We start from the raw sequence: 25,979 nt of genomic DNA on the forward strand, positions 1-25,979 counted from the left end.
CCGCGCGTACCGCTGGGCGGACGCACGCGTACCGGATATCGGATTGGCAAAGGAGGTCCGCCGCCCCTGTTGTCAGGGACCTCTCAGCGACAAGTATCCCCGTAGTCATCGGAAGATTCGTCACGATGTTCGGGGAGGTCCCTCTTGAGGGGTATGAGACCGACGAAGCGAGCCACCGTGCTCGGCTCCGCCGGAGCGCTCGTCACTGCGGCGGCACTGATAGCCGGGGCCGTGGCGGCACCGTCGGCGACCGCCGGCACGCGCCACGGCGACGGTCACGGCAACGGCAGCGAGGCCCGCGGCGCCTCGATCGCCGCCGCCCGGGCCGCCAAGGCCGGGATCGACTGGCGGGACTGCCCGGCCGACTGGGGGCTCGCCAAGCCGATCCAGTGCGGCTGGGTCAGCGTCCCCGTCGACTACGCCAAGCCGAACGGCAAGCAGATCGAGCTCGCCGTCGACCGCATCGGCAACACCGGCACCGCGAGCGAGCGCCAGGGCGCCCTCGTCTACAACCCGGGCGGACCCGGCGGCTCCGGACTGCGCTTCCCGGCCCGCGTCACCGCGAAGAACCCCGTCTGGGCCAAGGTCGCCAAGGCCTACGACTTCGTGGGCTTCGACCCGCGCGGCGTCGGCCACTCCGCGCCCATCTCCTGCCAGGACCCGCAGGAGTTCGTCAAGGCGCCCAAGGCGGACCCGGTGCCCGGCTCCGAGGCCGACAAGCGGGCCCAGCGCAAGCTGGCGCGCGAGTACGCCGAGGGCTGCGCCGAGCGCACCGACCGCGCCGTGCTGCAGCAGATGACGACCCCCAACACCGCCCGTGACCTGGACGTCGTCCGGGCCGCGCTCGGCGAGCGCAAGCTCAACTACCTGGGCGTCTCCTACGGCACCTACCTCGGCGCCGTCTACGGCACGCTCTTCCCGGGCCACCTGCGCCGCATGGTCGTCGACAGCGTGGTCAACCCCGAGCGGAGCAACATCTGGTACCAGGCCAACCTGAACCAGGACATCGCCTTCGAGGGCCGCTGGAAGGACTGGGAGGACTGGGTCGCCGAGAACGACGCCACCTACCACCTCGGCAACACCCGGGCCAAGGTCGAGCAGCAGTGGCTGAAGCTGCGCGCCACGGCCAAGAAGAACCCGCTCGGCGGGATCGTCGGCCCGGCGGAGCTGATCTCCTTCTTCCAGAGCGCCCCGTACTACGACTCCTCCTGGGCGCCGGTCGCCAAGGTGTTCAGCCAGTACGTCGCCGGCGACACCCAGGCGATGATCGACGCCGCCGCGCCCGACCTCACGGACACCGCGGGCAACATCTCCTCGGAGAACGGCAACGCCGTCTACACGGCCGTCGAGTGCACCGACGCCAAGTGGCCCACCGACTGGCGGACCTGGGACCGGGACAACACCCGGCTGCACAAGGACTACCCGTTCATGACCTGGGCCAACGCGTGGATGAACCTGCCGTGCGCGACCTGGCCGGTCAAGCAGCGCACCCCGGTCGAGGTCCGCTCGGCCAAGGACCTGCCGCCGGTGCTCATCGTGCAGTCCACCGAGGACGCCGCCACGCCGTACCCCGGCGCGGTCGAGCTGCACAAGCGGTTCAAGGGCTCGCGACTGATCACCGAGAAGGGCGCCGGCTCGCACGGTGTCACCGGACTGGTGAACCCCTGCATCAACGACAGGGTCGACACGTACCTGCTGACGGGGAGGACGGACCGCTCGGACGTGACGTGCGCCCCGCACGCCACACCGACTCCGTGACGGTGCGGTAGCCGCGTCCCGGTGACGCGGTGAGACGGGAGGGGGCGGCCGGACCACCGGCCGCCCCCTCCTTCCGTCACGTCCGCGTCGCTTCACGTCCGCGTCGTGTCACGTCGCGTCCGGGAAACGATGTCAGCTCAAGGGCATGCGCGGGAACCTGCGCTCCTTGGCCGCCTGCTCCGCCTGCTCCGCCTCCTCCGCCTTCACCACGGCCGCGTACTTGTCGACGTACTCCTGCTCGGAGAGCGACAGGATGGAGTACATGATCTCGTCGGTGATCGCGCGCAGGACCGCCTTCTCGTGCTCCATGCCGGCGTAGCGGGAGAAGTCCAGGGGCTTGCCGAAGCGGATGACCACGGGGTGGATGCGGGGGATCTTCCGGCCGGGCGGCTGCGCCTCGAAGGTGCCGATCATCGCGCACGGGACGACCGGGGCCCCCGCCCTGAGCGCCATCACGGCGACCCCGACCTTGCCCTTGTAGAGCCGTCCGTCGTGGGAGCGGGTGCCCTCCGGGTAGATGCCGAGCAGCTCGCCCTTGTTCAGCACGCCGAGCCCCTCCCGGATCGCGGCCTGCCCGGCGTCCTTGCCGGAGCGGTCGACGGGGATCTGCCCGGCGCTGCGGAAGAAGGCGGCCGTCAGCCGCCCCTTGATGCCGGGGCCGGTGAAGTACTCGGCCTTGGCGAGAAAGGTGATGCGCCGTTTGAGGACCGCGGGCATCAGGAAGTGGTCGGAGAACGACAGATGGTTGCCCGCGATGATCGCGGCACCGGAGTCCGGCACATGTTCGAGCCCCTCTATTCGGGGCCGGAACGTCAGCCGCAGCAGCGGGCCCAGAACCACGTATTTGAGCAGGTAGTAGAACACCGCGGCACTCCTCGCGTTCCCCGGGGAGCGATCAGTGTAGGTGGCGCGGGCGGCGGACGTAACCGCCATGCGGTCACTCTGCGTTGCTACTGACGAGTACCGACAGTTATCGGCCGCCGGGAGGAAGTGGTACGCGAGGTGCGACCGGCGTCCGGGCGACTCGAGGCCCGCGGTGGAGTGCCCCGAAGCTCTCCAACTCCTCCAACAGGGTGCGCGCCGCTTCACGGTGGGCGCCCGGTGTGACGGCGTCGAGGAGAACAGCCACTGGCACCGCGCCCGCCGGGCTCAGTGCCCGGAGCAGCCGCGCCAGCTCGTGTTGCTCGAGCGGGGTGCGGGTGTGGTGACCGTTCGCCGCGCACAGGCTGCCGCCGTCGCCGTCCGCGGCCCGGACGACACGCGCCCGGCGGTCGGTACGGAGGATGTCGGTGTCGGCGAGCGGACGCGGTGGGGCCGCGGGGGGCACGGGTTCGAAGCCCTCGGCGGTCCAGCGGCGCAGGGAGACGAGGGTGACACGGCGGGTGAGGCGGTCCGGCCGTGAGAAGGCGCGCAGGGTTTCCACGGGGGTGGCGAGCCCTTCGGGGAGAGTGGGGGGAAGGAGGCCGTCGGCGTCGGGGCCCGGCGCGGTGGCGGGGGCGTCGTGGTGCCGCAGCAGGGTGTCCAGGCTGCCGCGGCCGGTGAGCCGGTCCGGGTCGAGGTCGGCGATCAGGGACTCCAACTCGTAGCCGGCGTGGTGGTCCTGGCGGGGCACTCCCACGTTGACACTAGTCGCGGGCGCCGCCGTGGCGCTCTCGCCGACGTGGTAGTAGTCGGCCGGCCAGTACAGCAGGTCCCCGGGGCCGACATCGGCGGTGAACGACTCGGCGCGGTGGTCGGCGTAGTCGACCTTGGTCGAGACGGGTTCGTCCCACGGCCTGCGTGGCCAGAACCGCATCCGCTTGCGCCCGCGCAGGCCGAACATGAACGTGGCGAAGCGGTCCTTGTGCACACCGACCGGACTGTGTTCGTACGTACCGTGGAACAAGGTGGTGATGGCGCCCGTCAACGGCAGACCGACCCTGTCCCAGAGGCCGGCGAAGAAGTCCCGCTCGCACGACCAGAGGGCGGTGTCGAACGTGTGGAAACTGTTGATCACCAGGGCGTGCCTGCGGCCGTCGAGGCGAGCGGCGAGGCGGGCGTCGTACGCGTCGAAAGCACCGTCCTCGCCGGTGGGAAGCAGGTCGCCCGCCTCGTCCCGCTGGACACGCTCCACGGTGAACTGCACGTGGGGCGGCATGCGCCCCTCCGTGCGCGCGGACCGGCTGCCGTGCGCCGCCGCACGGAACACCTCCTCCGCCGCGAACGGAGCGGGGGAGGCGGACAGGGAGCGGAACAGCACCGGGGAACGGTCCCAGTACCGCTCGACGAAGGTGTCCCAGGAGAACTCCGTCTCCACCGCCACGCATTCGATCACGCCGTGTCCTCCCGTCCGTCCAGCTGCACGCCGCGCAGCGTGTACAGCTTCTCCAGCAGTGCCGTGACCGCCGCCTCCCGGCCCGGTCCGGCGACGGTGCACAGTTGCCGAACGGTGGGAGTGTCGCCCCGGCGCAGCCGAGCCACTACGCGCTCGCCCAGGGCGCCGCGTACCGAGAAGGCATGACCGCCGACCGCCCAGAGCCACGTGTCCCCCTCGTCCAGAGGCATGCGGACGACGGCGGAGGCCGGCCGCAGGCGGTCGTCCGGCGAGAGGCGGACGGAAGGCCGCGCGTCCGGCGCCGGCTCCAGTCCGGCGGCACTGACCCGTCGTGCCCATGCGGTGCCGAGCACACGGTCGAGCCCAGGCGCCTCGGTCGTCTCCCGCATCTCCTCGGCCGTGCGCGCGAGTTCGGGCACCACGGGTGCCCCCGGGATCTCATCGGGCGGGAGCGTCAGGTAGGGAACGTCATCTCTGCCCCGGCGCTCCTGCACCAGTCCGGCCACGGCGTCCTTGACCGCCGCGGTCAGCAGACGGGGATCACGGGCGACGCGCAGGCGCAGCGCCAGGGTCCGCGACCCGAAGCTCAGGCGGTGCGGTCGGCCCGCGGGCCGGTGGAGCAGGTCGCCCGGCCCGGCGGTGAGGGCACCCCCCGCCCGGGCGTCCCGGGGTACGGCGGTCACCGTGCCGTGCAGCACCCAGAGCAGGGTGGAGTGGAGCGGTTCGTGTGCGGGGGCGTCGTCCTCCGTGATCCCCTCCCCGAGGGCGAGTTCCGTGACGACCGGCAGGACGGGGTACCCGGCCCGCTCCCACAGGGGCGTGACCAGGGACCGTACCTGTGCCCACAGGACGGGGTCGAGGACGAGGGGCTGTTCCACGAGGAGCAGGTGGCCTCGGCCCTCCAACTCCTCGTCGAGCCGGGCGCCGTACTGTTCGGCGCTCGTGTCGTCCGGGCCGGGCAGCAGGTCTCCCGGGGCCCGGATACGGCCGCCGTCGACCAGGAAGCGGACGTCCGGGAGGGCCCGGAACCGGGTTCCGGCGCGGAACGGCCGGGCCGCCTCGATCATCGTCGTGTAGGCACGGTGGGCGTCGACGGCGTCCGGGCCGCCCGGTGCGGGCATCACCCCGGGCGTTCGTTCCCAGTACCGGGCGGTGAAGAGATCCCACGCGGATCCGCTCGGCCGGTTCGCGGCTGGTACCGGTCGCGCACGCGGGCCGCGTATCGGGCGAGCGGTTCCATCCTCAGACCGCGCCGCAGCGCGTCCACCCGGTCGGAGTGCTCCATGGGGCACGGTTCCAGATTTCCTTCCCTCAGGCGGAACTTGGTTCCGTACAGTTGCGGCCGGCCGTCCCGGATGCGCAGTGCGTCCGTCACGTAGGCCACCTGCCGCCGGGGCAGATCGCCCTCCCGGGCGGCCTGTTCGATGAGCCGAAGACACTCGTGCTGGAAGGCGGTCGGTCCCTCGGCGTGCTGGACGAGCCGACAGGCCGCAGCCGCCCCGGCCGGGCCGACCAGAGCCCGACCGGGCCAGCCGTGGCACTTCACGACGTCCTCCAGCCAGCGGATGGCCGCGGTGGTCAGGACACGAAGCCTGTCCTCGGTCTCCCGGTCGGTGAAACGGGATGCGGCCCAGCGGGCACGCAGTACCGCGTCCGTCCGGTCGATCCGCAGCAGTCGGCGCCGCACGTCGGCGTCAGGGGCCGGGCGGGGAAGCGGCTCCACGCGGATTCTCACGGTGCCGTGGTCCCAGAGGTAGACGACCCGTCGCGCCGCCTCCGGCCAGTCGAACCCGACCTCCCCGGTGCGCCGGCCGGAGAGCCGGACCCGCACACCGTCCGTGTCGTAGGTGTCGTGCGGATCCACGTGGCCGTACACGTACTCCACGGCGTCACGCAGCGCCACACCGAGTCCGGCCAGGTCACCGCCGCGACCGTCGCGCACGGCACTCGAGGGTGGCCACTGCGGAGGTGCCCCGATCGTCACGGCCGTGTGGGGCGGGCCGGTGCGCAGCAGCGGGCCGCCGGACACGCGGCGAAAGAAGTAGGGGACGTCCAGGCCGTCCAGCTGAGCGACCTCGTCCGGGCCGAAGACGGTGTCCGGGGCGGCCTCGTCGTGCGGGGCGCCGGTACGCGTGCCGGAGGGGGGTGCCGTGCCGGTGAGCCGGTCGGCGAGCGCCTCGGTGTACGCCGCTGTCGGTTTCAGCAGGACACGGACGTGGCCGTCCTGCTCCCCAGACGTCAAGAAGGCACGGATCGCCTCGTGGTGACGGCACATGAGGGCCCAGGCGTCGAACATCCCCCGGAGGAAGGAGGACAGGTACGGTGCGTATCCGGTGCGGCCCCGGGAGTCGGCGACGACCGTGCGGGTCCGGGTCCGCGCGCAGGGCCGGCTGCGCCTCTCCAGCCGCAGTCCACCACCGGCGGTCGCGGTGAAGTGGGTGACGGGACCGTCGATGCCGCACCAGCGGGCCTGGTCCTCGAGTCCCGGGTGGTGGTGGTCACCGGCCTCGGTGTCGGCGATCAGGCCGGTGTCGTAGAGGCCCGGCAACGGCGCGAGGAAGATCTCCAGATCGACCGGGTAGAGCATCGGTTCCCGTTGTCCGGGCCGAGTTCCGGACAGAACGTTCCCCTCCCCCAGGTCGGCGATGCCGAACCGGTGGGCGGCCGCGGCGAGGGCCCCGGCTCGCCGCCAGTAGCGTTCCGCCTGCCGGCGACCGAGTCTGGTCCCGGAGAGCCGCCGTCCGGGGATGGAGCGGATCACCCCCCACTGCGAGGGCTGCTCGACCCACTCCTGCCAGGTGTACTCGGACCGGTCGCGACCGGTGCCCGCCGTGCAGCGCAGGACAGGGAGGTCGACCGGCCCCGTGACGGGCGGCAGGGAATTGAGGAAGGCGAACACCGAGTTGTCGGAGGCGAGCAGGAGCAGTTCCCCACCGGGCGGACGAGGCTTGTAGGCGAGCGTGCCGCCACCGCTCATACGCACGCGCAGGACCCTGCGACGCCCGTTGTGCGTCTCCCCCGTCTGGGCCTCGATGCCTGTCACGGGTGGTCGCAGCGAGGGTCGGTCGAACCAGGGCCCGGTGACGTCCCGGGCGAGACGTTGCAGGAAGTGGTCCAGGAAGTCCGTCCAGCGGGCGTGCTGCTCGGCTGCCGCGTAGGGGACGCCCGCTGCGCAGGCGGTGAAGGCCTCGGTCACGAGCGGACCGAAGAGGTCGCCATCGGTCACGTCGAGCAGACCGGGCGCGAGGAGGTCGCCGTGGCGTCTCGTGGCCCGGCCGCACCAGGTGTCGAGGGCGTCGAGCAGTTCGGTGAGCGCGGAGAACCCGGGCCTGGCGAGGGTCGCCGCCAGGAGAGCCGCGTCGCCGTCCCCCTCCAGATACCGTTCGTGCACGAGCAGACCGTCGTCGGTGAGGCTCATCACCGCGGGGAACAACCGGCGGGTGGTGCCCGCCCGCACGGCTTCCACCACTTTCTCCGTGGCGACGGAGCCGTTCGGCCCCGGTTTCCTCGGACCGGTCGGCCGTGCCGCCTCCCACAAAGGCTCGGTCATGGTGTCGGACCTCCCCTGCGCGGTGCCGCCCCGCACGTCGCCGAGCGGCACCGCGTCCTGTCCAGTCGGGCTTACCGGCCGGGGCGGATCAGACGCAGTACCAGCCGATGCACGTGTTGGCCGCGGCACCGGTGCGGTCGGGGATCCGCTGCTCCAGTTCGCCGATCACCAGGTCGAGGTCCTCCTCGGCGGACGGCCGGCTCTCCGGGCGAGCCTGGGTGTCGTGGGCAGGTGCGTGAGTCATGGTTCCTCCAGGGTTGACTGGTTCCGCATGAGTCGTGCGTCGGACACACGGCGCTCCGGTCGCTCGACCCGCTCCGCACGACATGTTTCGCGCGCGGGAGCGCCCGCCGCGATGCTTTCGATGCTGATGGAAAGCATCGGTCGACTTCCGGCCGCCGCCGACCGCACCGACGCACCGACGCACCCTCCGCTGACCAGGCCGTACTGACCGCCGGACGGGGGTGAGGCCGGGGTTCGGCCGAAAGACCGACGACGCGAAAGGGCCCCTCCTCGGCAGGCGCCGACGGCCAAGGACACGCTGCCGGGACCGGGGTACGGCAGTCCCGGCAGGCGCCGACGGCCAAGGACACGCTGCCGGGACCGGGGTACGGCAGTCCCGGCAGGCGCCGACGGCCACGGACACGCTGCCGGGACCGGGGGACGGCAGTCATCCCGCGGGGCCTCTCAGGTCAGCACCCGTTCCAGTGCCGCCAGCGCCCACCGCAGTTCGTCCGCCGTGATCGTCAGGGGCGGGGCGAGCCGGATGGTGGAGCCGTGGGTGTCCTTGACCAGGACGCCCTCCGCCAGCAGCCGTTCGCCGATCTCGCGGCCCGTGCCGAGCGCCGGGTCGACGTCCACGCCCGCCCACAGTCCGCGGGCGCGGAAGCCGGTCACGCCCCGGCCGACGAGTTCCGTGAGCCCGTCGCGCAGCACCACTCCCAGTTCCGCCGCCCGGCGCTGGAACTCTCCGGTAGCCAGCAGGTCGACCACGGCGGAGCCGACCGCCGCCGCCAGCGGATTGCCGCCGAAGGTCGAGCCGTGCTCACCCGGGTGGAGCACGCCGAGCACCTCCCGGCGGGCGACCACCGCGGAGACCGGCACGATGCCGCCGCCGAGCGCCTTGCCGAGCAGCAGCACGTCCGGCAGCACCCCCTCGTGCTCCACCGCGAGGGTGCGCCCGGTGCGGCCCAGCCCCGACTGGATCTCGTCCGCGAGGAACAGCGCGCCCGCGCGCCGGGTCAGCTCCCGTACCCCGGCCAGATAGCCCTCGTCCGGGATGATCACCCCGGCCTCGCCCTGGATCGGCTCGATCAGCACCGCCGCCGTCGTCTCGTCGACCGCCGCCTCCATGGCCGCCAGGTCGTTGTAGGGGACGACGCGGAAGCCGGGCGCGAAGGGGCCGAAGCCGGTACGGGCCACCGGGTCGGTGGAGAAGCCGACGATCGTCGTCGTACGCCCGTGGAAGTTGTCGGCGGCGACGACGATCGTCGCCCGGTCCTCGGGCACGCCCTTCACGTCGTACGCCCATTTGCGGGCCACCTTCACCGCGCTCTCCACGGCCTCCGCGCCGGTGTTCATCGGCAACACCGTGTCCAGGCCGGTCAGTTCGGCGAGTGAGGCGGCGAAGGCGGCGAGCCGGTCGTGGTGGAAGGCGCGCGAGGTGAGGGTGAGCCGGTCGAGCTGGCGGTGGGCCGCCTCGATCAGCGCGGGGTGACGGTGCCCGAAGTTGAGGGCGGAGTAGCCGGCGAGCATGTCGAGGTAGCGGCGGCCCTCGACGTCCTCCACCCAGGTGCCCTCGCCGTGGGCGAGGACCACGGGCAGCGGGTGGTAGTTGTGCGCCAGGACCGGCTCCTCGGCGCGGATGATCCCTGCGGTGGTGGTGTGGGTGCGGGCGGGAGCGGTCATGAACGGATCTCCTGGGTGCAGCACTTGATGCCCCCGCCTGCCTTGAGGAACTCCGACAGGTCGACGGGGACGGGGACGTATCCGCGGGCGGCGAGCCGGCCGGCGAGGGCCGTGGCCTGCGGGGGCATGAACACGTGACGGCCGTCCGAGACCGCGTTGAGGCCGAGGACACGCGCGTCCTCCCGGGTGGCGAGGACCGCGTCGGGGAACAGCCGGGCCAGTACCTCGCGGCTGCCGGGCGAGAACGCCTGCGGGTAGTAGGCGATGTTCGCCTCCTGTCCGGGTCCGGGCTCCCCCGGGTCGAGGACGAACAGGGCGGTGTCGAGGTGGTAGAAGTACGGGTCCACCAGCCGCAGTCCGACGACCGGGACGCCGAAGAACTCCTGGGCCTCGCGGTGGGCCTCCGGGGTGGTGCGGAAGCCGGTGCCGGCCAGGACGTACCGGCCGGCCGGGATCAGGTCGCCCTCGCCCTCGCACACCGATTCGGGCCGGTACACGTCGTGGCCGGCGGCCTTGAACCAGGCCGTGTAGGCGGCGGACTCGGGGCGGCGTTCGGGGGCGTGGAAGAGGGAGCCGAAGACGCGGCCGCCGAGCACGAGGGCGGAGTTGGCGGCGAAGACCATGTCGGGGAGGCCGGGGACGGGGGGCACGTTCTCGACGGTGTGGCCGTACTCGCGGTACGTCCGGACCAGGTCGCGCCACTGGAGGAGGGCGAGGCCGGTGTCGACGGGCACGTCGGGGTGCATCCAGGGGTTGATCGCGTACCGGACGGCGAAGTAGGTGGGTTCGCAGACGAGATAGCGCCGGGGGCGCGGCACACGGGAGTCGGGCACGAAGGGGTACCTCCGCTGATGCGGTGCCAAGGGGGTGAGACCACGGTAGGGAGGGCGCACGGAGGCGGACAAGTGACGAAAACTGCGTGTACGCGCAGTTTCGCTGCGTGCGGGCGCGGGGTCCCGCAACGTTCTTGCGCGGCGCGCGAGCCACGCCGACGTTCGGCTCGCGCACCGCTCCGACGTTCGGCTCGCGCGCCGCTCCGGCGAACGGTGCGGGAGCCGCTCCGGCGAACGGTGGCGAGCCGCTCCGGCGAGCGACTCGGGGACCGCGCGGCCGAGGCCCGGGCGTGCGCGACACTCCGGCGCGGGGGGCCGGACGGGTTACCCCCTTTCGGTGTACGCATACCTCGACTTTTGTGACCGCCCCGGTTGCGCGGCACGGGTGGACACCAGGCGGAACGAGGTATTCCGGTGCTGGTCCGGGGCTCCTCCCGATGCTGGACGCGCCCTGGAACGGGGGGTGTTCACTCGAACAGCAGAGTGGTGAGTAACAACACAAAGCTCCGTTTCCGTTGGGATTTTCAGACATCGGTGGGTGAAGATCCCTTGCGACAGCCCCCGCCACAAGAGGCGGGGCGGTCCGGGCGGACGCCGAATCCTGCCGCCGCCCGGATGACCGGTCGACAGGAGTGGATCGGCAGGAGTGGAGGACCCGAGCAAGACGGGTCGCCGGTACGGACAGTCCGTGCCGAGCAGCCCTTGGGGTGAAGCCGCGTCAGCGGCCGGGCAACTTCGCCAGCCCGAATCCGACAGGTCATCCTTCACAGGCGGCTGACGAAGGGTTGCGCATGACTGCGCTCGATCGTGTCCCGTCGCTGTTGACCCGGGCCGGCACCGCCTCGGCCCTCACCCTCGCCGCCGTGGGCGGCAGCATCGCGGTCCCCGGCGTCGCCTCCCAGGCGTCCGCCGCGACCACGGCGACGAAGGCGCTGCACGTCGCGGCGTCGAAGAAGGGCTCCCCCTACCAGTGGGGCGCCACCGGGCCGAAGCGGTTCGACTGCTCCGGGCTGACGCTGTACTCGTTCAAGAAGGCGGGCAAGAAGCTCCCCCGGACGGCGGCGGCCCAGTACAACAAGACGCGCCACATCTCGTCCTCCCACCGCAAGGCGGGCGACCTGGTGTTCTTCCACTCGGGCAGCTACGTCTACCACGTGGGCATCTACGCCGGGAAGGGCAAGATCTGGCACGCGCCGAAGACCGGTGACGTCGTACGGCTGCAGAAGCTGTGGACCAAGAGCGTCTGGTACGGCAGGGTGCGCTGACCGTCCGGCGGGGGTCTCGGCGCGTGGCCGGTCGCCGTGTGACGTGCGCGGGGGCGTGAGCCGCCGAGGAACGGTTATGTGTGTGACATGGCCGACCGTCCTCACCACGAGCTTCGCAACGAGACCCCGCTGGAACGCGCCGACCGCAACTTCGCCGAGCTGCTGCAGGAGGTGCGCGTCACCCAGGCGGGCGTGCAGATCCTGTTCGCCTTCCTGCTGACGCTCGCCTTCACCCAGCGCTTCCCGGACATCGACGCCTTCCAGCGCACGACGTACGTCGTCACACTGCTGCTGTCGATGCTGGCGGCCGTCCTGTTCACCGCGCCGGCGGCGCTGCACCGCTCGCTGTTCCAGCAGAACGCGAAGCCGGTGATCGTGCAGGTCTCCTCACGGCTGGCCTCGGCCGGCCTGGCGGTGCTGATGCTGGCGTTCACCGGCTCGGTGCTGCTCGTCGTGGACGTGACGCTGGGCCGGGCGGCGGGTATCGCCGCGGGCGCGGGAACCATGGCGGCGTGCGTGCTGCTGTGGGGGGTCCTGCCGCGGCTGGTCCGCCGCACCAGCGTCCGTACGGACCAGCCGGTCACGGAGGGCCCCACCGAGACGCCCGGCGGCCGGGGACGCAAGTCCTCCGAGGACTGAGGGGCCGAGGGCTGAGGGCTGAGGGGCTGAGGGGCGCTCCCTTCACGGGTCCGGCTGGACCGCGGGCACCTTCCACGGCAGCTCGGCCTCGATCGTCTTCCCGCCCTCCCGGGTGGGCCGCACGCTGAGCCGTCCGCCGCACTCGGCCGTCAGCCAGCGGACGATGACCAGACCGCGCCCGTTGTCCTGCTGCACGGCGGCAGGCAGCCTCTTGGGGAAGCGCGGGTGACCGTCGGTCACCCCGACGCGGAGCCGCTCGTCCCGGTCGAGGACCAGGTCGACGGTGAAGGTGGGCGACATTCCCAGGGTGTGCTGCACGGCGTTGGTGGCGAGCTCGGAGACGATCAGGCGCACGGTGTCCGCGGCCTCGGCGTCGGGTGGCAGTCCCCAGTCGGCGAGGACGCCCGCGACGTATCTTCGGGCCGCGGAGACCGAGGCGGGATCGCTCGGCAGAGTGACGGATGCTTCCTGGTGATCTGCCATGGCGTCGTCGCCCCTTTCCCACGGGACCGGAGCCCGGCACGGAGCGAACTTCGCGCTTGCGGTCCCGGACTTGGTGCTGCGCGTCAGACTGCCACCACCCGCGGGCTCCCTGCTGCCGATCCCCCAAGATATGCATATATCTGTCGCCCGAAGCGGTGAACTATCCGACGACCGACCGTATATGGGCGCATGCTCGGTCCATCCTCTACCGTCGCCAACCGGGCCCGCCGGCGCTCGCCGTCGCCGCGACGCGTGTGCGCACGCCGGGCGGAAGGAGTCGGCCATGCAGTACGGACCAGCGGTGCGCCGCCGCAAACTCGGCGCGGAATTACGCGCCCAGCGCGCGCGGGCGGGTCTCACCAGCGGACAGGCGGCGGCCCGGGTCGGCTGGCACCAGTCGAAGGTGAGCCGGATCGAGACGGGCTCCAGTGGGGTGAAACCGGCCGATGTGCGGCTGCTGCTCGACGCCTATGAGGTCGTCGACCCGCAGTTGCGCGAGTTGCTGCTGGTGCTCGCGGGCTCGGAGGACGGCGGCGGCCGGCAGAACTGGTGGCACGCCTACCGGGGGGTGCTGCCGCCCGCCTACCGCGACTTCATCAGCCTGGAAGCGCAGGCCTGTGCGATGCGCACGCTGGAGACGCTGGTCGTACCGGGGCTCCTGCAGACGCCCGAGTACGCCCGTGCGGTGACCCGGGCGGCGGTCGGCCCGCCGGACGACGCCCATCTCGACACTCTGGTGGAGGTACGGCTCGCACGGCAGGACGTACTGCGCGGTGACCCACCGCTGCGGATGAGCGCGGTGCTCGACGAGGCGGTGCTGCGCCGCGAGGTGGGCGGCCCGGCGGTGATGGAGGAGCAGCTCAGACGGCTGGTGACGGCCGCCCGACTGCCCCATGTCCGACTCCAGATCCTGCCGTTCGCCGCCGGTGCGCACATCGGCGTCACCGGCCCTTTCGTAATCTTCTCGTTTCCGAGCACTTCTGATCTGGACGTGGTGGTTCTCGACCACTTGACGAGTAGCCTCTATCTGGAACGGAAAGAAGAACTCCAGGCCTACGCCGAGGCCTTCAGCACCTTGCAGAGCAACGCTCTCTCGCCCGAGGACTCATTGGCTCACCTCACCGCGCTCGCCGAACGCGCGTAAGGAGGAACCCATGCCCGCTTCCGCTTCTGCTTCCGCTTCCCATTCCGCATCCGCTCCCGGTGCCGCTCGCGCCGCCCGATCCGGCGTCCCCCGGGCCCTGCCCGCCGGCGCCTCCCTGCCCGGGGTGCTGTGGCTGCGCAGCAGCCACAGCACCGGCATGAACAACTGCGTGGAGACGGCCTGTCCGGGGTCGGGACCCTGCGTCGGACTGGTCGCCGTGCGCGACTCCAAGCGGGTTCCCGGACCCGCCGTGCTCTTCACCCCCGGCGCCTGGCGGGACTTCCTCGACTCGCTGGGCTGAACCGCACCCGGCGGGGCCCGGCGGTCCCTCGGGGGTCAGGGCCGCGTCGCGCGGATCACCTCGACCGCACGCCGCAGTTCGGCGTCCGTGAGGTCCGCGCGCGCGGTCAGCCGCAGCCGCGAGACGCCGTCCGGCACGGACGGTGGACGGAAGCAGCCGACGGCGAGTCCCGCCGCCCGGCACTCCTCCGCCCACCGCACCGCCCGCTCGGGGGACGGCGCCCGTACCGAGACCACGGCCGCGTCGGGCCGTACCGCCTCGAACCCCTCCGCCGTCAGCCGCTCGTACAGCGTGGCGGCCACCTCGCGGGCCCGTGCCGCCCGCTCGGGTTCGCGGCGCAGCAGCCGCAGCGCGGCGAGCGCCGCCCCGGCGGCGGCCGGGGCGAGCCCGGTGTCGAAGATGAACGTCCGGGCCGCGTTGACCAGGTGCGCGATCACCGCCTCCGGCCCGAGGACCACCCCGCCCTGGCTGCCGAGCGACTTCGACAGCGTCGCCGTGACGACCACGTCCGGCGCGCCCGCGATTCCCGCCCCCTGCGGGGCGCCCCGGCCGCCCTCCCCGAGCACGCCGAGCCCGTGGGCGTCGTCGAGGACGAGCCCCGCTCCGGACTCCCGTGCCGCCTCGGCCAGCCGGCCCAGCGGTGCCGCGTCGCCGTCCACCGAGAACACCGTGTCGGAGACGAGGACGGCCGGACCCCGGTGGGCGCCCAGCGCCTTGCGCACCGCGTCCGGGTCGGCGTGCGCCACGACCTGGGTGGTGCCGCGGGCGAGCCGGCAGCCGTCGATCAGCGAGGCGTGGTTGCCCGCGTCGGAGACGAGCAGGGAGCCGTGCGGCGCGAGTGCCGTGACGGCGGCGAGGTTGGCCGCGTACCCGGTGGCGAAGACCAGGGCCGCCTCGAAGCCGCAGAACGCGGCGAGTTCGCCCTCGAGCGTCGTGTGCAGCTCGGTGGTGCCGGTGACCAGGCGGGAGCCGGTGGCGCCCGCCCCCCAGACGCGGGCCGCCTCGGCGGCCGACCGGGTGATCTCGGGGTGGCGGGCCAGGCCCAGGTAGTCGTTGCTCGCCAGGTCCAGGAGCGGCGAGTCGGCGGGCCGCGGCCGCAGGGTCCGTACGAGACCCGCCCGGCGGCGCGCCCGCGTCTGCTCCTCGATCCACCCGAACGCCATGGTCCCTCCGGTGCTTTCGCGCTCACGCCCTCGCCGTCGCGGGCGGTGCGCACGCGCGTTTGTAGGCAGTGCACAGACACTAGTGCGGGCACGGGCCGCCCAGGGTGTGGCAATACCCACACGTCGCACGCCCGGAGTTGTGCGATCCCTCCTTGGCCCGGGCACCCGTCGTACGCCAGGATCGGCTTCCATGAACCTGCTGAACACGCTGGTGGACAAGGGGCTTCGGCGCGAGACGCCGACCCGCGAGGAAGCGCTGGCCGTCCTCGCCACTTCCGACGACGACGTGCTCGACGTGGTGGCCGCGGCCGGGCGGGTGCGCCGGCACTGGTTCGGGCGGCGGGTGAAACTCAACTACCTCGTCAACCTCAAGTCGGGCCTGTGCCCGGAGGACTGCTCCTACTGCTCGCAGCGACTGGGCTCCGACACCGGCATCCTCAAGTACAGCTGGCTGAAGCCGGAGGAGGCCTCGAAGGCCGCGGCGGCGGGGCTGGCGGGCGGCGCCAAGAGGGTCTGCCTGGTGGCGTCCGGGCGAGGCCCGACCGACCGTGACGTGGAGCGCGTGGCCGGCACCATCGCGGCCATCAAGGAACGGCACGAGGACGTCGAGGTGTGCGCCTGCCTCGGACTGCTCTCCGAGGGCCAGGCGGAGCGGCTGCGCGCGGCCGGCGCCGACGCGTACAACCACAACCTCAACACCTCCGAGGCCACGTACGGGGACATCACCACCACGCACACCTACGCCGACCGGGTCGACACCGTGCGCAAGGCGCACGCCGCAGGGCTGTCGGCCTGCTCGGGGCTGATCGCCGGAATGGGCGAGAGCGACGAGGACCTGGTCGACGTCGTGTTCGCGCTGCGCGCACTGGACCCGGACTCGGTGCCGGTCAACTTCCTCATCCCGGTCGAGGGCACCCCGCTGGCCGCGGAGTGGAACCTCACCCCGCAGCGCTGCCTGCGCATCCTGGCGATGGTGCGGTTCGTGTGCCCGGACGTCGAGGTGCGGATCGCGGGCGGCCGCGAGGTGCACCTGCGCACCCTGCAGCCGCTCGCACTGCACCTGGCCAACTCGATCTTCCTCGGGGACTACCTCACCACGGAGGGCCAGGCCGGCCGGGCCGACCTGGAGATGATCGCCGACGCCGGCTTCGAGGTGGAGGGCGCGGACGAGGTGACCCTGCCCGCGCACCGGGCGGCCGCGGGTTGCGGCTGCGGGGCGCACGAGGGCGCGGGCGCCTGCGGGTCCCACGGAGACGGCGGCGCCCGCGGGTCCCACCGCGGCGAGGGCGCCGGGTGCGGGGCGGAGGCGGGGGGCGCCGGGTGCGGGGGGCACGCCGGTGCGGCCGGGTCCACCGCGGCGGAGTCCGTGGCGGAGTCCGCGGCGGCGGGAGCCGACGCCGCTCGTACGGACGCGGCGCGTACGGACGCGGCTCGTACAGATGCGGCTCGTACAGATGCGGCTCGTACGGACGCGGCACGTACGGACGCGGCGCGTACCGATCTCGTCGCCGTGCGCCGCCGGGGTGCGGGAACGGATCTCGCGCCCAATGCCTGAGCCCTCAGGCCCGTGGGGGGTGACCGAACTGCTCGCGCTAGACCGGCGGCACGTGTGGCACCCCTACGGCCCGATGCCCGGCCGCGTCGAACCGCTCGTCGTGGAGGCGGCGAGCGGGGTCCGGCTGCGGCTCGCGGACGGTTCCGGGGAACTGGTCGACGGCATGTCGTCCTGGTGGTCGGCGATCCACGGCTACAACCACCCGGTGCTCAACGAGGCCGCGCGCGAGCAGCTCGGGCGGATGAGCCATGTGATGTTCGGCGGGCTCACCCACGAGCCCGCCGTACGGCTGGCGAAGCTCCTTGTCGACATGTCTCCTGACGGTCTCGAGCACGTCTTCCTCGCCGACTCCGGGTCGGTCTCGGTCGAGGTCGCGGTCAAGATGTGCCTGCAGTACTGGCGTTCGCTGGGGCGCCCGGCGAAGCGGCGGCTGCTGACCTGGCGCGGCGGCTACCACGGCGACACCTGGCACCCGATGTCCGTGTGCGACCCCGAGGGAGGGATGCACGAGCTGTGGCAGGGGGCGCTGCCGCGTCAGGTGTTCGCCGACGCGCCTCCGACGGAGTACGAGGAGGCGTACGCCGAGCACCTCCGCGCGCTCGTGGAACGCCACGCGCACGAACTGGCCGCGGTGATCGTCGAACCGGTGGTGCAGGGCGCGGGCGGCATGCGCTTCCACTCCCCCGCGTACCTGCGGGTGCTGCGGGAGGCCTGCGAGGCGCACGACGTGCTGCTGGTGTTCGACGAGATCGCCACCGGCTTCGGGCGCACGGGCGCGCTGTTCGCCGCCGACCACGCGGCCGTGACGCCGGACGTGATGTGCGTGGGCAAGGCGCTGACCGGCGGGTACATGACGCTGGCGGCGACGCTCTGCACGGCCCGGGTCGCCGAGGGCATCTCGCGCGGCGAGGTGCCGGTGCTCGCCCACGGGCCCACCTTCATGGGAAACCCGCTGGCCGCCGCCGTGGCCTGCGCCTCGATCGGGCTCCTGCTCGGTCAGGACTGGCGGGCGGAGGTCGCCCGGATCGAGGCGGGCCTGCGCGAGGGGCTCGCCCCGGCCCGCGCGCTGCCGGGCGTACGGGACGTGCGGGTGCGCGGCGCGATCGGAGTGGTCCAGCTCGACCACGAGGTCGACATGGCGGCGGCGACGCGGGCGGCGGTGCGCGAGGGCGTGTGGCTGCGGCCGTTCCGCGACCTCGTCTACACGATGCCGCCCTACGTCACCGGGGACGAGGACCTGGCACGGATCGGCCGCGCGGTGTGCGCGGCGGCGCGGGAGGCGTGAGATGACGATTCTGGTGGTCTCGGGAACGGGGACCGAGATCGGCAAGACGGTGGCCACCGCCGCCCTCGCCGCGGTGGCGGTCGCGGACGGCCGCTCGGTGGCCGTGCTGAAACCGGCACAGACAGGGCTGGCGCCCGGCCGGCGCGGCGACGCGGAGGAGGCGGTGCGCCTCTCGGGCGCCGCCACGTGGCGGGAACTCGCCCGCTACCCCGAGCCGTTGGCGCCCGCCACGGCTGCGCGACGGGCCGGGCTGCCGCCGGTGCGGCCGGCCGAGGTGGCCGAGGCGGCGGAGAAACTGGCCGCCGAGCACGACCTGGTGCTGGTCGAGGGGGCGGGCGGGCTGCTGGTCCGCCTCGACGAGGACGGCGGCACCCTGGCGGACGTGGCGGGGCTGCTCTCGGCGCCCGTGCTGGTCGTCGCCACGGCGGGACTCGGCACCCTCAACGCGACGGAGCTGACGACCCGGGAACTGGCCCGGCGGGGCCTCACCCCGGCGGGCGTCCTCCTCGGCTCGTGGCCCGCGCACCCCGACCTGGCGACCCGCTGCAACCTCACCGACCTTCCGGAGGTCACCGGCGTCCCCCTGGTGGGGGCGGTTCCGGCGGGAGCGGGCGGCTGGCCCCCGCCGGCCTTCCGGGCGAAGGCGGGAGAGTGGCTGGCGGCGGAGCTGGGCGGGACGTGGCGGGTGGAGGCGTCGACGGCGGTGGAGGGGTAGGAAAGACGGCGGTGGAGGGGTGGGGGGAGACGGTGGTGGAGGGGTGGGAAAACGGTCGACGCCCGCGCCCGCCCTCTGCTTCGCTCTCCCCCATGAGTGATCTTTCCGTCCGCCACGCCACTCCCTCCGACATCGACGCCGTGCTGCTGTTCTGGCGCACGGCGGCCGAGGGGACGAGCATCAGCGACGACCGGGACGGGGTGGCGCGGTTGCTCGACCGGGATCCCGAGGCCCTGCTCCTCGCGGAGCGGGAGGGGGTCCTCCTCGGGACGGTGATCGCCGGCTTCGACGGCTGGCGGTGCCACGCCTACCGGCTGGCCGTGCGTCCGGACCACCGCCGGCAGGGCATCGCACGCGCCCTGCTGGACTCCGCGGAGCAGCGGTTCGTCGCCCTCGGTGGGCGACGGTCCGACGCCATGGTCCTGGAGGCCAACGAACGGGCGCGCCGCGCATGGGAGGCATCCGGCTACCACCGTGAGGACCACTGGCGGCGCTGGGTCAAGCCGGTGTGATCACCTCACGGTGACGGACGCGCCGCACACCTTTGCCCATCCTTTACCCTTGTGGCATCGCATGGTCCCCCCTGGGGATCACCCGTCCCTCCATGAAAGGTGTGAGCGTCCCCGCATGGGCGAGCCTCCCAGTAGTACCCACCACGCACCCCGGGGTGACCGGCGCCGTCCGGGCCTCCCGTCCCGGGCCGGGCACGGGACGGAGATGACCCGATGACCGAGGTGTTCCTGCTGCTGGTGGCGGTGGCACTGTCGCTGGCGTGCGGCGCGTTCGTGGCCGCCGAGTTCTCGCTGACCACCGTCGAGCGCGGCGACCTGGAACGGGCCGTCGAGCGCGGTGAGCGCGGAGCGGCGGGCGCCCTGAAGGCCGTACGGCAGCTCACGTTCCAGCTCTCCGGCGCCCAGCTCGGCATCACGGTCACCAACCTGGTGGTCGGCATGCTCGCCGAGCCGTCGATCTCCAAGCTGATCTCGGGGCCGCTGGAGGACATCGGGGTCCCGTCCTCGGCGTCCACGTCGGTGGCCCTCGTGCTCGGCACGGCGGTGTCGACGGTGTTCCTGATGGTCGTCGGCGAGCTGGTGCCGAAGAACTGGGCGATCTCCACGCCACTGGCGATGGCCAAGCGGGTGGGGACGCCGCAGAGCTGGTTCAGCGCGGCCTTCCGGCCCTTCATCACCCATCTCAACAACACCGCCAACCATGTCGTACGGCGCTTCGGCTTCGAGCCCGCCGAGGAGCTGGCGCACGCGCGCGGGCCCCAGGAGCTGGTGGCGCTCGCCCGGCACTCCGCGAAGGAGGGGGCGCTGGAGGCGGACACCGCCGAACTGTTCGTGCGCACCCTCAACCTCGCCGATCTCACCGCGGAGAACGTGATGACGCCGCGGGTGCAGGTCGTCGCCCTCGACCTCCAGGCGACCTGCGAGGACGTGGCCAACGCGACCCGCGCGACGGGACTGTCCCGCTTCCCGGTCTACCGCGAGAGCCTGGACTCGGTCGTGGGCGTCGCCCACATCCGGGACGTCCTCGCGGTGCCCGCCGCCGAACGGCCCCTGCGCACGCTCGGCCAGGTGATGCGGGAGCCCCTGTTCGTGCCCGAGTCCCTCACCGTGGACCGGCTCCTCGACCGGCTGTCGGGGCGGCAGACCATGGCCGTCGTCATCGACGAGTACGGCGGCACGGCCGGGGTGGCCACGCTGGAGGACATCGTCGAGGAGGTCGTCGGCGAGGTGCGGGACGAGCACGACCCGCACGAGACGCCCGACCTGGCCCCGGCCGGCACGGACGAGGACGGCCGCGCGCGGTACGACGCGGACGGCTCGGCCCGCCTCGACCAGCTCGCGCGGGTGGGGCTGCGGGCGCCGGACGGACCCTACGAGACACTCGCCGGACTGGTGGCGGCCGCACTCGGCCGGATACCGGCCGCGGGCGACCGGGTCGAGGTCGCGGGCTGGCGGATGGACGTGGTGGACGCGACGGGCCGCCGGGCGGCCCGGGTACTGCTGCACGCGCCCGCGGCGGAGGACGCCGGGACCGCCGTGCAGGCGGAGAAGACCGGACAGGCGGGGAGGGCCGGGCGGGCCGGGGGCGGCGAGCTCTCCGGCGACACCGACGCGGCAGCGCAGTCAGCACGTGGGAAACGCGGAGAGCACGGAGAGCACGGAGAGCACGGGAAACGCGGAGAACGCGCGAAGCGCGCAGAGCGCGGGGAACACGAGGAGGAGGGTCGATGACCGCCGTACAGCTGTTGATCGGCCTGCTCACCCTGGTCGCGAACGCCTTCTTCGTGGGAGCCGAGTTCGGGCTGATCTCGGTGCGCCGCAGTCAGATCGAGCCGCGCGCCGAGGAGGGCGACCGCCGGGCGCGGGCCGTGCTGTGGGGTCTGCAGCACGTGTCGGCGCTGCTGGCCGCGGCACAGCTGGGGATCACCCTGTGCACGCTGGTCCTCGGCGTGGTCGCCGAACCGGCGATCGCGCACCTGCTGGAACCGGTCTTCCACGCGGTGGGCGTGCCGGCGGGCGCGGGGCACGCGGTGTCGTTCGTGATCGCGCTGTCGCTCGCCACCTATCTGCACATGCTGCTGGGCGAGATGGTGCCGAAGAACCTGGCGCTGGCCGAGCCGGTGCGGACGGCGCTGCTCCTCGGTCCGCCGCTGGTCGGGCTGGCCCGCGCGCTGCGGCCGGTGATCTTCACGGTCAACGCCTTCGCCAACGGGCTGCTCAAGCTGCTGCGGGTGGAGGTGAAGGACGAGGTCGCGGCCACGTTCTCGGACGACGAGCTGGCTCGTCTCGTGCAGGACTCCAGCGAGGCGGGACTGATCGACGAACGCGCGCAGGAACGTCTGCACGACGCGCTGGAGCTGGGGCGCCGCCCGGTGCGCGACGTGGTGCTGCCCCTGGAGAAGATCGTCACCGCGCGCGTGGGCGTCACTCCGGAACAGCTGGAGCAGCTCTCCGCGCAGTCCGGTTTCTCGCGCTTCCCGGTGGTCGACGCGACCCGGCGGATCGTCGGGTACCTGCATGTGAAGGACGCGCTGGACGCGGGGCCGCGCGGGGTGCCGTTCCCGGTCCAGGAGATGCGGGCGATCGCCCGGGTCCGGGAGACCACGCCCCTGGACGACGTGCTCACCGCGATGCGGGGCGGCCGCGCCCACCTCGCCGCGGTGATCGGCCCGGACGGGCGGCTGTCGGGCCTGGTGACGATGGAGGACGTCCTGAGGGAGCTGTTCGGCCGGCCCGTGTGACGGGGGCGCGGGGTGTCCGGGGTGTCCGGGGCCATGGTGACGCCCCGGCCACCGACCGGCCGGTATGCCGGGCGCGTTAGCATCGGGACGCCATGCAGACGAACCCTCCTCACCTCAGCCCCCCTTACTCCAGCCTGGTCGCGGTCGGCGACTCCTTCACGGAGGGCATGTCGGACCTGTTGCCCGACGGCACCTACCGCGGCTGGGCCGACCTCCTCGCCGGGCGGATGGCCGCGGCGTCGCCCGGTTTCCGGTACGCCAACCTCGCCGTGCGGGGCAAGCTGATCGGCCAGATCGTCGACGAGCAGGTCGACGTGGCCGCCGCGATGGGCGCCGAAGTGATCACGCTGGTCGGCGGCCTCAACGACACGCTGCGGCCCAAGTGCGACATGGTCCGGGTACGGGACCTGCTGACGGAGGCGGTGGAACGCCTGGCCCCGTCCTGCAAACAGCTCGTGCTGATGCGCAGCCCGGGCCGGCAGGGGCCGGTGCTGGAGCGGTTCCGGCCCCGTATGGAGTCCCTGTTCGAGACGGTCGACGCGCTCGCCGAGCGGCACGGGGCGGTCGTGGTCGACCTGTACGGGGCACCCTCGCTCGCCGACCCCCGGCTGTGGGATGTCGACCGGCTCCATCTGACGGCGGAGGGACACCGCCGGGTGGCCGAGGGCGTGTGGCAGGCGCTCGGCTACGAGGCGGAGGACGTGGACTGGCGCACGCCGATGGCGGCGAGCGCCCCGGCGGCGTGGCTGTCGCGCCGGACCGCCGACGTCCGGTTCGCCCGGCAGCATCTGCTCCCCTGGATAGCGCGCCGTCTGACCGGCCGCTCCTCGGGCGACGGCCGCCCCCCGAAGCGCCCGGACCTGCTGCCCTACGAGCCGCCGGCGAACTGAGAAAACGGGGGCGGGGCACAGGCGGACCGGGGACGGCCGGGGCGGAGGCGCGCCCCGACCCCGGCCACTCGTAGGTTCCTCCGAGCGCACCCGCCCCGCCCACCTGCACGAACCGCCAGTACACTCCGTACACGTGACATCTGCGCCCGCCAAGCCCCGCATCCCCAACGTCCTCGCCGGACGCTACGCCTCCCCCGAGCTCGCCACGCTCTGGTCGCCCGAGGAGAAGGTGAGGCTCGAGCGCAGGCTCTGGCTCGCCGTACTGCGCGCCCAGAAGGACCTCGGCATCGAGGTCCCGGAGGCCGCGCTCGCCGACTACGAACGCGTCCTCGACGAGGTCGACCTCGCCTCCATCGCCGCGCGTGAGAAGGTCACCCGGCACGACGTGAAGGCCCGCATCGAGGAGTTCAACGCCCTCGCCGGGCACGAGCAGGTCCACAAGGGCATGACCTCCCGGGACCTCACCGAGAACGTCGAGCAGTTGCAGATCCGCCGTTCGCTGGAGCTGATGCGCGACCGCACGGTCGCCGTCCTGGCCCGGCTCGGCAAACTGTCCGGCGAGTACGGCGAGCTCGTCATGGCCGGCCGCTCGCACAACGTGGCCGCCCAGGCCACCACCCTCGGCAAGCGCTTCGCGACCGCCGCCGACGAGCTGCTGGTGGCCCACGGTCGCGTCGAGGAACTCCTCGGCCGGTACCCGCTGCGCGGCATCAAGGGCCCCGTCGGCACCGCCCAGGACATGCTGGACCTCCTCGGCGGCGACGCCTCCCGCCTCGCGGAGCTGGAGCGCCGCATCGCCGAGCACCTCGGCTTCGCGCACGCGTTCACCTCCGTCGGCCAGGTCTACCCCCGCTCCCTCGACTACGAGGTCGTCACCTCTCTCGTGCAGCTCGCCGCCGCCCCGTCCTCGCTGGCGAAGACGATCCGGCTGATGGCGGGCCACGAGCTGGTCACCGAGGGCTTCAAGCCCGGCCAGGTCGGCTCCTCCGCGATGCCGCACAAGATGAACACCCGCTCCTGCGAGCGCGTCAACGGCCTCATGGTCATCCTGCGCGGCTACGCCTCGATGACCGGCGAGCTGGCGGGCGACCAGTGGAACGAGGGCGACGTGTCCTGCTCCGTGGTGCGCCGGGTGGCGCTCCCGGACGCGTTCTTCGCGCTCGACGGCCTGCTGGAGACCTTCCTGACCGTGCTCGACGAGTTCGGCGCGTTCCCGGCGGTCGTCGCCCGGGAACTGGACCGGTACCTCCCGTTCCTGGCCACCACCAAGGTGCTGATGGGCGCGGTGCGGGCCGGTGTGGGCCGCGAGGTGGCCCACGAGGCGATCAAGGAGAACGCGGTGGCGACCGCGCTCGCCATGCGCGAGCAGGGCGCCGAGCGCAACGAGCTCCTCGACCGGCTCGCCGCCGACGAGCGCATCCCGCTCGACCGTGAGGCGCTGGCCGCTCTGATGGCCGACAAGCTGTCCTTCACCGGGGCGGCCGCCGACCAGGTCACCACCGTCGTCGCCCGGATCGGCGAGATCGTCAAGCAGCACCCGGAGGCCGCCGGCTACACCCCGGGGGCGATCCTCTGACCCGCTTCACCCCGGCGGAACTGGAGGCCGCTCGCGACCGTCTCGTCCCGGACGTGGTCGCGGACGGCCTCGCCGTCCTCTTCTGCGGCATCAACCCCGGGCTCATGACCGCCGCGACCGGTCACCACTTCGCCCGCCCCGGCAACCGCTTCTGGCCGGCACTGCACCTGTCCGGGTTCACTCCCCGCCGGCTCCACCCCTGCGAGCAGCGGGAATTGCTGTCGTACGGGCTGGGCATCACCAATGTGGTGGCGCGCGCCTCCGCCCGGGCCGACGAGCTGTCCGCCGAGGAGTACCGCGAGGGCGGTCGGCTGCTGGGCGCGAAGGTCGCCCGGCTGCGGCCGCGCTGGCTGGCCGTGCTCGGGGTGACCGCCTACCGGACCGCCTTCGACGACCGCAAGGCACGGGTGGGGCCCCAGACGCGGACCATCGGTGACACCCGGGTGTGGGTGCTGCCCAATCCGAGCGGACTGAACGCGCACTGGACGCCGGCCACGCTGGCGGAGGAGTTCGGCCGACTGCGCGAGGCCGCGACGCAGGAGTGACCTCGGTGGTCGTCCCGGTCGTCGCCCCGGTGGTCACGGAGGGACGGTCTCCGTGACCACCACGACCAGCCGGGGCTCGTCCTCCGGGTCCCGGCCGATGACCGCGACCGCGACCCAGCGGCCGGTGCCCCGCGCCTCCCACAGCCAGGCCACACCGGCTCGGGCGGCGAGCCAGGCCCACGGCTCGGGTATCTCCTCGCGCGCCGTGCGCAGCAGGACCGTCCGCAGGTTCCACGGATCGACCTCCTCCCAGCGCTCGGCCAGTGCCTCGTACAGGGCGTCGCGGTTCTTCTCCAGCCGTTCCACCGCCACCGCCCAGGCCGCGGGATCCCCCGCCGCGCCGTCCTCGCTCTCCAGGACCGCCACGTGGTGACCCGGCCCCTCGAAGCCGACGTCCGACGGGCCGTACTCCGCCGGGAAGGGGCGGAAGCACAGCTCCTCGATGAGGGCGACATGGCGGGCGATGTTCATGCCTCCAGTAAACCCGCCGCCACTGACAGTTGGCGTGCCGTCAGCCGGCCCTCTCAGGCGTCCCGGCGCTCCAGGCTCCACCGGCCGGCCCCGAGCGCGGCGGCCGTCCACAGCGCCGTCACCGCAAGTCCCGACCACGGACCGGGACTTCCCTCGGATCGCCGGTGGAGTGCCACCTGTCCGGCGTGGTCGGGCAGGAAGTCCACGAGAGCGGTGCCCGCAGCCCCGCCCATGACGAAGGACACGACGAGGATGAACGGAAGCGGAGGTGGTGGGGTGTTCGCACTCGCCGGGGCGGGCCGCGCCGAGTACGATCCGCCCCACACGCGCA

The 25,979-nt window shown here is 72.9% G+C and carries 24 protein-coding genes, 1 pseudogene and 1 riboswitch; of the genes and pseudogenes, 14 read left to right on the forward strand and 11 right to left on the reverse strand.

Going from position 1 to position 25,979, the window contains the following annotated elements; all coding sequences use genetic code 11:
- Nucleotides 1-153 precede the first annotated feature (153 nt).
- Nucleotides 154-1,758: an alpha/beta hydrolase gene (locus OHB09_RS04560; RefSeq protein WP_086011043.1), complete on the forward strand. Its 1,605-nt coding sequence runs from the start codon at nucleotides 154-156 to the stop codon at nucleotides 1,756-1,758.
- A 132-nt stretch (nucleotides 1,759-1,890) separates the two neighbouring features.
- On the opposite strand, the gene OHB09_RS04565 is transcribed toward OHB09_RS04560, so the two are convergent.
- The 7 genes from OHB09_RS04565 to ddaH all read right to left on the reverse strand — a co-directional run bounded on the left by OHB09_RS04565 (nucleotide 1,891) and on the right by ddaH (nucleotide 10,363).
- On the reverse strand, nucleotides 1,891-2,622 hold the full coding sequence (locus OHB09_RS04565; RefSeq protein ID WP_191852746.1) for a lysophospholipid acyltransferase family protein: 732 nt from the start codon (nucleotides 2,620-2,622) through the stop codon (nucleotides 1,891-1,893).
- Between the two features lie 106 nt (nucleotides 2,623-2,728).
- Nucleotides 2,729-4,072, reverse strand: coding sequence for a JmjC domain-containing protein (locus tag OHB09_RS04570; protein ID WP_328921636.1), 1,344 nt, complete (start codon nucleotides 4,070-4,072; stop codon nucleotides 2,729-2,731).
- Nucleotides 4,069-5,193 (reverse strand): hypothetical protein, encoded by a 1,125-nt coding sequence (locus OHB09_RS04575; protein ID WP_234525175.1) that lies wholly within the window; start codon nucleotides 5,191-5,193, stop codon nucleotides 4,069-4,071. Before OHB09_RS04575 ends, OHB09_RS04570 begins: the two co-directional genes overlap by 4 nt.
- Nucleotides 5,193-7,622, reverse strand: coding sequence for a DUF4135 domain-containing protein (locus OHB09_RS04580; RefSeq protein ID WP_328921637.1), 2,430 nt, complete (start codon nucleotides 7,620-7,622; stop codon nucleotides 5,193-5,195). Before OHB09_RS04580 ends, OHB09_RS04575 begins: the two co-directional genes overlap by 1 nt.
- 88 nt (nucleotides 7,623-7,710) lie before the next feature.
- Nucleotides 7,711-7,866, reverse strand: a complete 156-nt coding sequence (locus tag OHB09_RS04585; protein WP_006144222.1) for a hypothetical protein — start codon at nucleotides 7,864-7,866, stop codon at nucleotides 7,711-7,713.
- Between the two features lie 443 nt (nucleotides 7,867-8,309).
- A complete protein-coding gene (rocD, locus tag OHB09_RS04590) occupies nucleotides 8,310-9,530 on the reverse strand; it encodes an ornithine--oxo-acid transaminase (RefSeq protein ID WP_234525179.1) in 1,221 nt (406 codons plus the stop codon).
- Nucleotides 9,527-10,363, reverse strand: a complete 837-nt coding sequence (ddaH, locus tag OHB09_RS04595; protein WP_167795664.1) for a dimethylargininase — start codon at nucleotides 10,361-10,363, stop codon at nucleotides 9,527-9,529. Before ddaH ends, rocD begins: the two co-directional genes overlap by 4 nt.
- 582 nt (nucleotides 10,364-10,945) lie before the next feature.
- Nucleotides 10,946-11,151, forward strand: a riboswitch (cyclic di-AMP (ydaO/yuaA leader).
- Nucleotides 11,152-11,154: 3 nt separating this feature from the next.
- On the opposite strand from ddaH, the gene OHB09_RS04600 reads away from it, so the two are divergent.
- Both OHB09_RS04600 and OHB09_RS04605 read left to right on the forward strand, forming a co-directional pair.
- On the forward strand, nucleotides 11,155-11,628 hold the full coding sequence (locus OHB09_RS04600; protein ID WP_006144219.1) for a C40 family peptidase: 474 nt from the start codon (nucleotides 11,155-11,157) through the stop codon (nucleotides 11,626-11,628).
- 87 nt (nucleotides 11,629-11,715) lie between these two features.
- The gene (locus tag OHB09_RS04605) at nucleotides 11,716-12,267 is read left to right on the forward strand and encodes a DUF6328 family protein (RefSeq protein ID WP_040897227.1); all 552 of its coding nucleotides are present in this window, start codon (nucleotides 11,716-11,718) and stop codon (nucleotides 12,265-12,267) included.
- Between the two features lie 42 nt (nucleotides 12,268-12,309).
- Here OHB09_RS04605 and OHB09_RS04610 read toward each other — a convergent pair whose 3' ends face one another.
- Nucleotides 12,310-12,750, reverse strand: a complete 441-nt coding sequence (locus tag OHB09_RS04610) for an ATP-binding protein (RefSeq protein WP_006144217.1) — start codon at nucleotides 12,748-12,750, stop codon at nucleotides 12,310-12,312.
- Between the two features lie 283 nt (nucleotides 12,751-13,033).
- Between OHB09_RS04610 and OHB09_RS04615 the strand changes: the two genes are divergently transcribed.
- Nucleotides 13,034-13,894, forward strand: coding sequence for a helix-turn-helix domain-containing protein (locus OHB09_RS04615; protein ID WP_191852693.1), 861 nt, complete (start codon nucleotides 13,034-13,036; stop codon nucleotides 13,892-13,894).
- Between the two features lie 10 nt (nucleotides 13,895-13,904).
- On the forward strand, nucleotides 13,905-14,195 hold the full coding sequence (locus tag OHB09_RS04620) for a DUF397 domain-containing protein (RefSeq protein ID WP_407077309.1): 291 nt from the start codon (nucleotides 13,905-13,907) through the stop codon (nucleotides 14,193-14,195).
- A gap of 35 nt (nucleotides 14,196-14,230) precedes the next feature.
- On the opposite strand, the gene OHB09_RS04625 is transcribed toward OHB09_RS04620, so the two are convergent.
- Entirely contained in the window at nucleotides 14,231-15,358 is a 1,128-nt protein-coding gene (locus OHB09_RS04625) for an 8-amino-7-oxononanoate synthase (RefSeq protein ID WP_328921638.1), read from the reverse strand.
- 190 nt (nucleotides 15,359-15,548) lie between these two features.
- Between OHB09_RS04625 and bioB the strand changes: the two genes are divergently transcribed.
- From bioB to mug, 9 genes are all read left to right on the forward strand, one after another.
- Entirely contained in the window at nucleotides 15,549-16,913 is a 1,365-nt protein-coding gene (gene bioB / locus OHB09_RS04630) for a biotin synthase BioB (RefSeq protein WP_328921639.1), read from the forward strand.
- Nucleotides 16,906-18,198, forward strand: coding sequence for an adenosylmethionine--8-amino-7-oxononanoate transaminase (locus OHB09_RS04635; RefSeq protein WP_040897226.1), 1,293 nt, complete (start codon nucleotides 16,906-16,908; stop codon nucleotides 18,196-18,198). The genes bioB and OHB09_RS04635 overlap by 8 nt, the downstream gene beginning before the upstream one ends.
- 1 nt (nucleotide 18,199) lies before the next feature.
- On the forward strand, nucleotides 18,200-18,913 hold the full coding sequence (gene bioD / locus OHB09_RS04640; protein ID WP_006144211.1) for a dethiobiotin synthase: 714 nt from the start codon (nucleotides 18,200-18,202) through the stop codon (nucleotides 18,911-18,913).
- A gap of 92 nt (nucleotides 18,914-19,005) precedes the next feature.
- The gene (locus tag OHB09_RS04645) at nucleotides 19,006-19,425 is read left to right on the forward strand and encodes a GNAT family N-acetyltransferase (RefSeq protein WP_328921640.1); all 420 of its coding nucleotides are present in this window, start codon (nucleotides 19,006-19,008) and stop codon (nucleotides 19,423-19,425) included.
- A 213-nt stretch (nucleotides 19,426-19,638) separates the two neighbouring features.
- Nucleotides 19,639-21,156 carry a hemolysin family protein gene (locus tag OHB09_RS04650; protein ID WP_328921641.1) on the forward strand — a complete coding sequence of 506 codons (1,518 nt, stop codon included), beginning with the start codon at nucleotides 19,639-19,641 and terminating at the stop codon, nucleotides 21,154-21,156.
- Nucleotides 21,153-22,166: a hemolysin family protein gene (locus OHB09_RS04655; protein ID WP_006144208.1), complete on the forward strand. Its 1,014-nt coding sequence runs from the start codon at nucleotides 21,153-21,155 to the stop codon at nucleotides 22,164-22,166. Before OHB09_RS04650 ends, OHB09_RS04655 begins: the two co-directional genes overlap by 4 nt.
- 92 nt (nucleotides 22,167-22,258) lie before the next feature.
- Nucleotides 22,259-23,056, forward strand: a complete 798-nt coding sequence (locus OHB09_RS04660; protein WP_006144207.1) for an SGNH/GDSL hydrolase family protein — start codon at nucleotides 22,259-22,261, stop codon at nucleotides 23,054-23,056.
- A gap of 133 nt (nucleotides 23,057-23,189) precedes the next feature.
- On the forward strand, nucleotides 23,190-24,632 hold the full coding sequence (gene purB / locus OHB09_RS04665) for an adenylosuccinate lyase (protein WP_093597606.1): 1,443 nt from the start codon (nucleotides 23,190-23,192) through the stop codon (nucleotides 24,630-24,632).
- On the forward strand, nucleotides 24,629-25,177 hold the full coding sequence (gene mug, locus OHB09_RS04670; RefSeq protein WP_167794984.1) for a G/U mismatch-specific DNA glycosylase: 549 nt from the start codon (nucleotides 24,629-24,631) through the stop codon (nucleotides 25,175-25,177). Before purB ends, mug begins: the two co-directional genes overlap by 4 nt.
- Nucleotides 25,178-25,210: 33 nt before the next feature.
- Here mug and OHB09_RS04675 read toward each other — a convergent pair whose 3' ends face one another.
- Complete coding sequence (locus OHB09_RS04675; protein ID WP_328921642.1) at nucleotides 25,211-25,648, reverse strand: hypothetical protein; 438 nt, start codon at nucleotides 25,646-25,648, stop codon at nucleotides 25,211-25,213.
- A 53-nt stretch (nucleotides 25,649-25,701) separates the two neighbouring features.
- A pseudogene (locus OHB09_RS04680) lies at nucleotides 25,702-25,911 on the reverse strand (ABC transporter permease); the annotation flags it as partial.
- Nucleotides 25,912-25,979: the final 68 nt, after the last annotated feature.

Source organism: Streptomyces griseoaurantiacus (assembly GCF_036189845.1).
Lineage (GTDB): Bacteria > Actinomycetota > Actinomycetes > Streptomycetales > Streptomycetaceae > Streptomyces > Streptomyces griseoaurantiacus.

Bases quoted from the DNA above. Each gene is read 5' to 3' on its own strand.
- OHB09_RS04560 (WP_086011043.1), top strand. From the start codon at position 154: ATGAGACCGACGAAGCGAGCCACCGTGCTCGGCTCCGCCGGAGCGCTC.
- OHB09_RS04575 (WP_234525175.1), bottom strand. From the start codon at position 5,193: ATGCCCGCACCGGGCGGCCCGGACGCCGTCGACGCCCACCGTGCCTAC.
- OHB09_RS04580 (WP_328921637.1), bottom strand. From the start codon at position 7,622: ATGACCGAGCCTTTGTGGGAGGCGGCACGGCCGACCGGTCCGAGGAAA.
- OHB09_RS04585 (WP_006144222.1), bottom strand. From the start codon at position 7,866: ATGACTCACGCACCTGCCCACGACACCCAGGCTCGCCCGGAGAGCCGG.
- rocD (WP_234525179.1), bottom strand. From the start codon at position 9,530: ATGACCGCTCCCGCCCGCACCCACACCACCACCGCAGGGATCATCCGC.
- OHB09_RS04600 (WP_006144219.1), top strand. From the start codon at position 11,155: ATGACTGCGCTCGATCGTGTCCCGTCGCTGTTGACCCGGGCCGGCACC.
- OHB09_RS04605 (WP_040897227.1), top strand. From the start codon at position 11,716: ATGGCCGACCGTCCTCACCACGAGCTTCGCAACGAGACCCCGCTGGAA.
- OHB09_RS04610 (WP_006144217.1), bottom strand. From the start codon at position 12,750: ATGGCAGATCACCAGGAAGCATCCGTCACTCTGCCGAGCGATCCCGCC.
- OHB09_RS04615 (WP_191852693.1), top strand. From the start codon at position 13,034: ATGCAGTACGGACCAGCGGTGCGCCGCCGCAAACTCGGCGCGGAATTA.
- OHB09_RS04620 (WP_407077309.1), top strand. From the start codon at position 13,905: ATGCCCGCTTCCGCTTCTGCTTCCGCTTCCCATTCCGCATCCGCTCCC.
- OHB09_RS04625 (WP_328921638.1), bottom strand. From the start codon at position 15,358: ATGGCGTTCGGGTGGATCGAGGAGCAGACGCGGGCGCGCCGCCGGGCG.
- bioB (WP_328921639.1), top strand. From the start codon at position 15,549: ATGAACCTGCTGAACACGCTGGTGGACAAGGGGCTTCGGCGCGAGACG.
- OHB09_RS04635 (WP_040897226.1), top strand. From the start codon at position 16,906: ATGCCTGAGCCCTCAGGCCCGTGGGGGGTGACCGAACTGCTCGCGCTA.
- bioD (WP_006144211.1), top strand. From the start codon at position 18,200: ATGACGATTCTGGTGGTCTCGGGAACGGGGACCGAGATCGGCAAGACG.
- OHB09_RS04645 (WP_328921640.1), top strand. From the start codon at position 19,006: ATGAGTGATCTTTCCGTCCGCCACGCCACTCCCTCCGACATCGACGCC.
- OHB09_RS04650 (WP_328921641.1), top strand. From the start codon at position 19,639: ATGACCGAGGTGTTCCTGCTGCTGGTGGCGGTGGCACTGTCGCTGGCG.
- OHB09_RS04655 (WP_006144208.1), top strand. From the start codon at position 21,153: ATGACCGCCGTACAGCTGTTGATCGGCCTGCTCACCCTGGTCGCGAAC.
- OHB09_RS04660 (WP_006144207.1), top strand. From the start codon at position 22,259: ATGCAGACGAACCCTCCTCACCTCAGCCCCCCTTACTCCAGCCTGGTC.
- OHB09_RS04675 (WP_328921642.1), bottom strand. From the start codon at position 25,648: ATGAACATCGCCCGCCATGTCGCCCTCATCGAGGAGCTGTGCTTCCGC.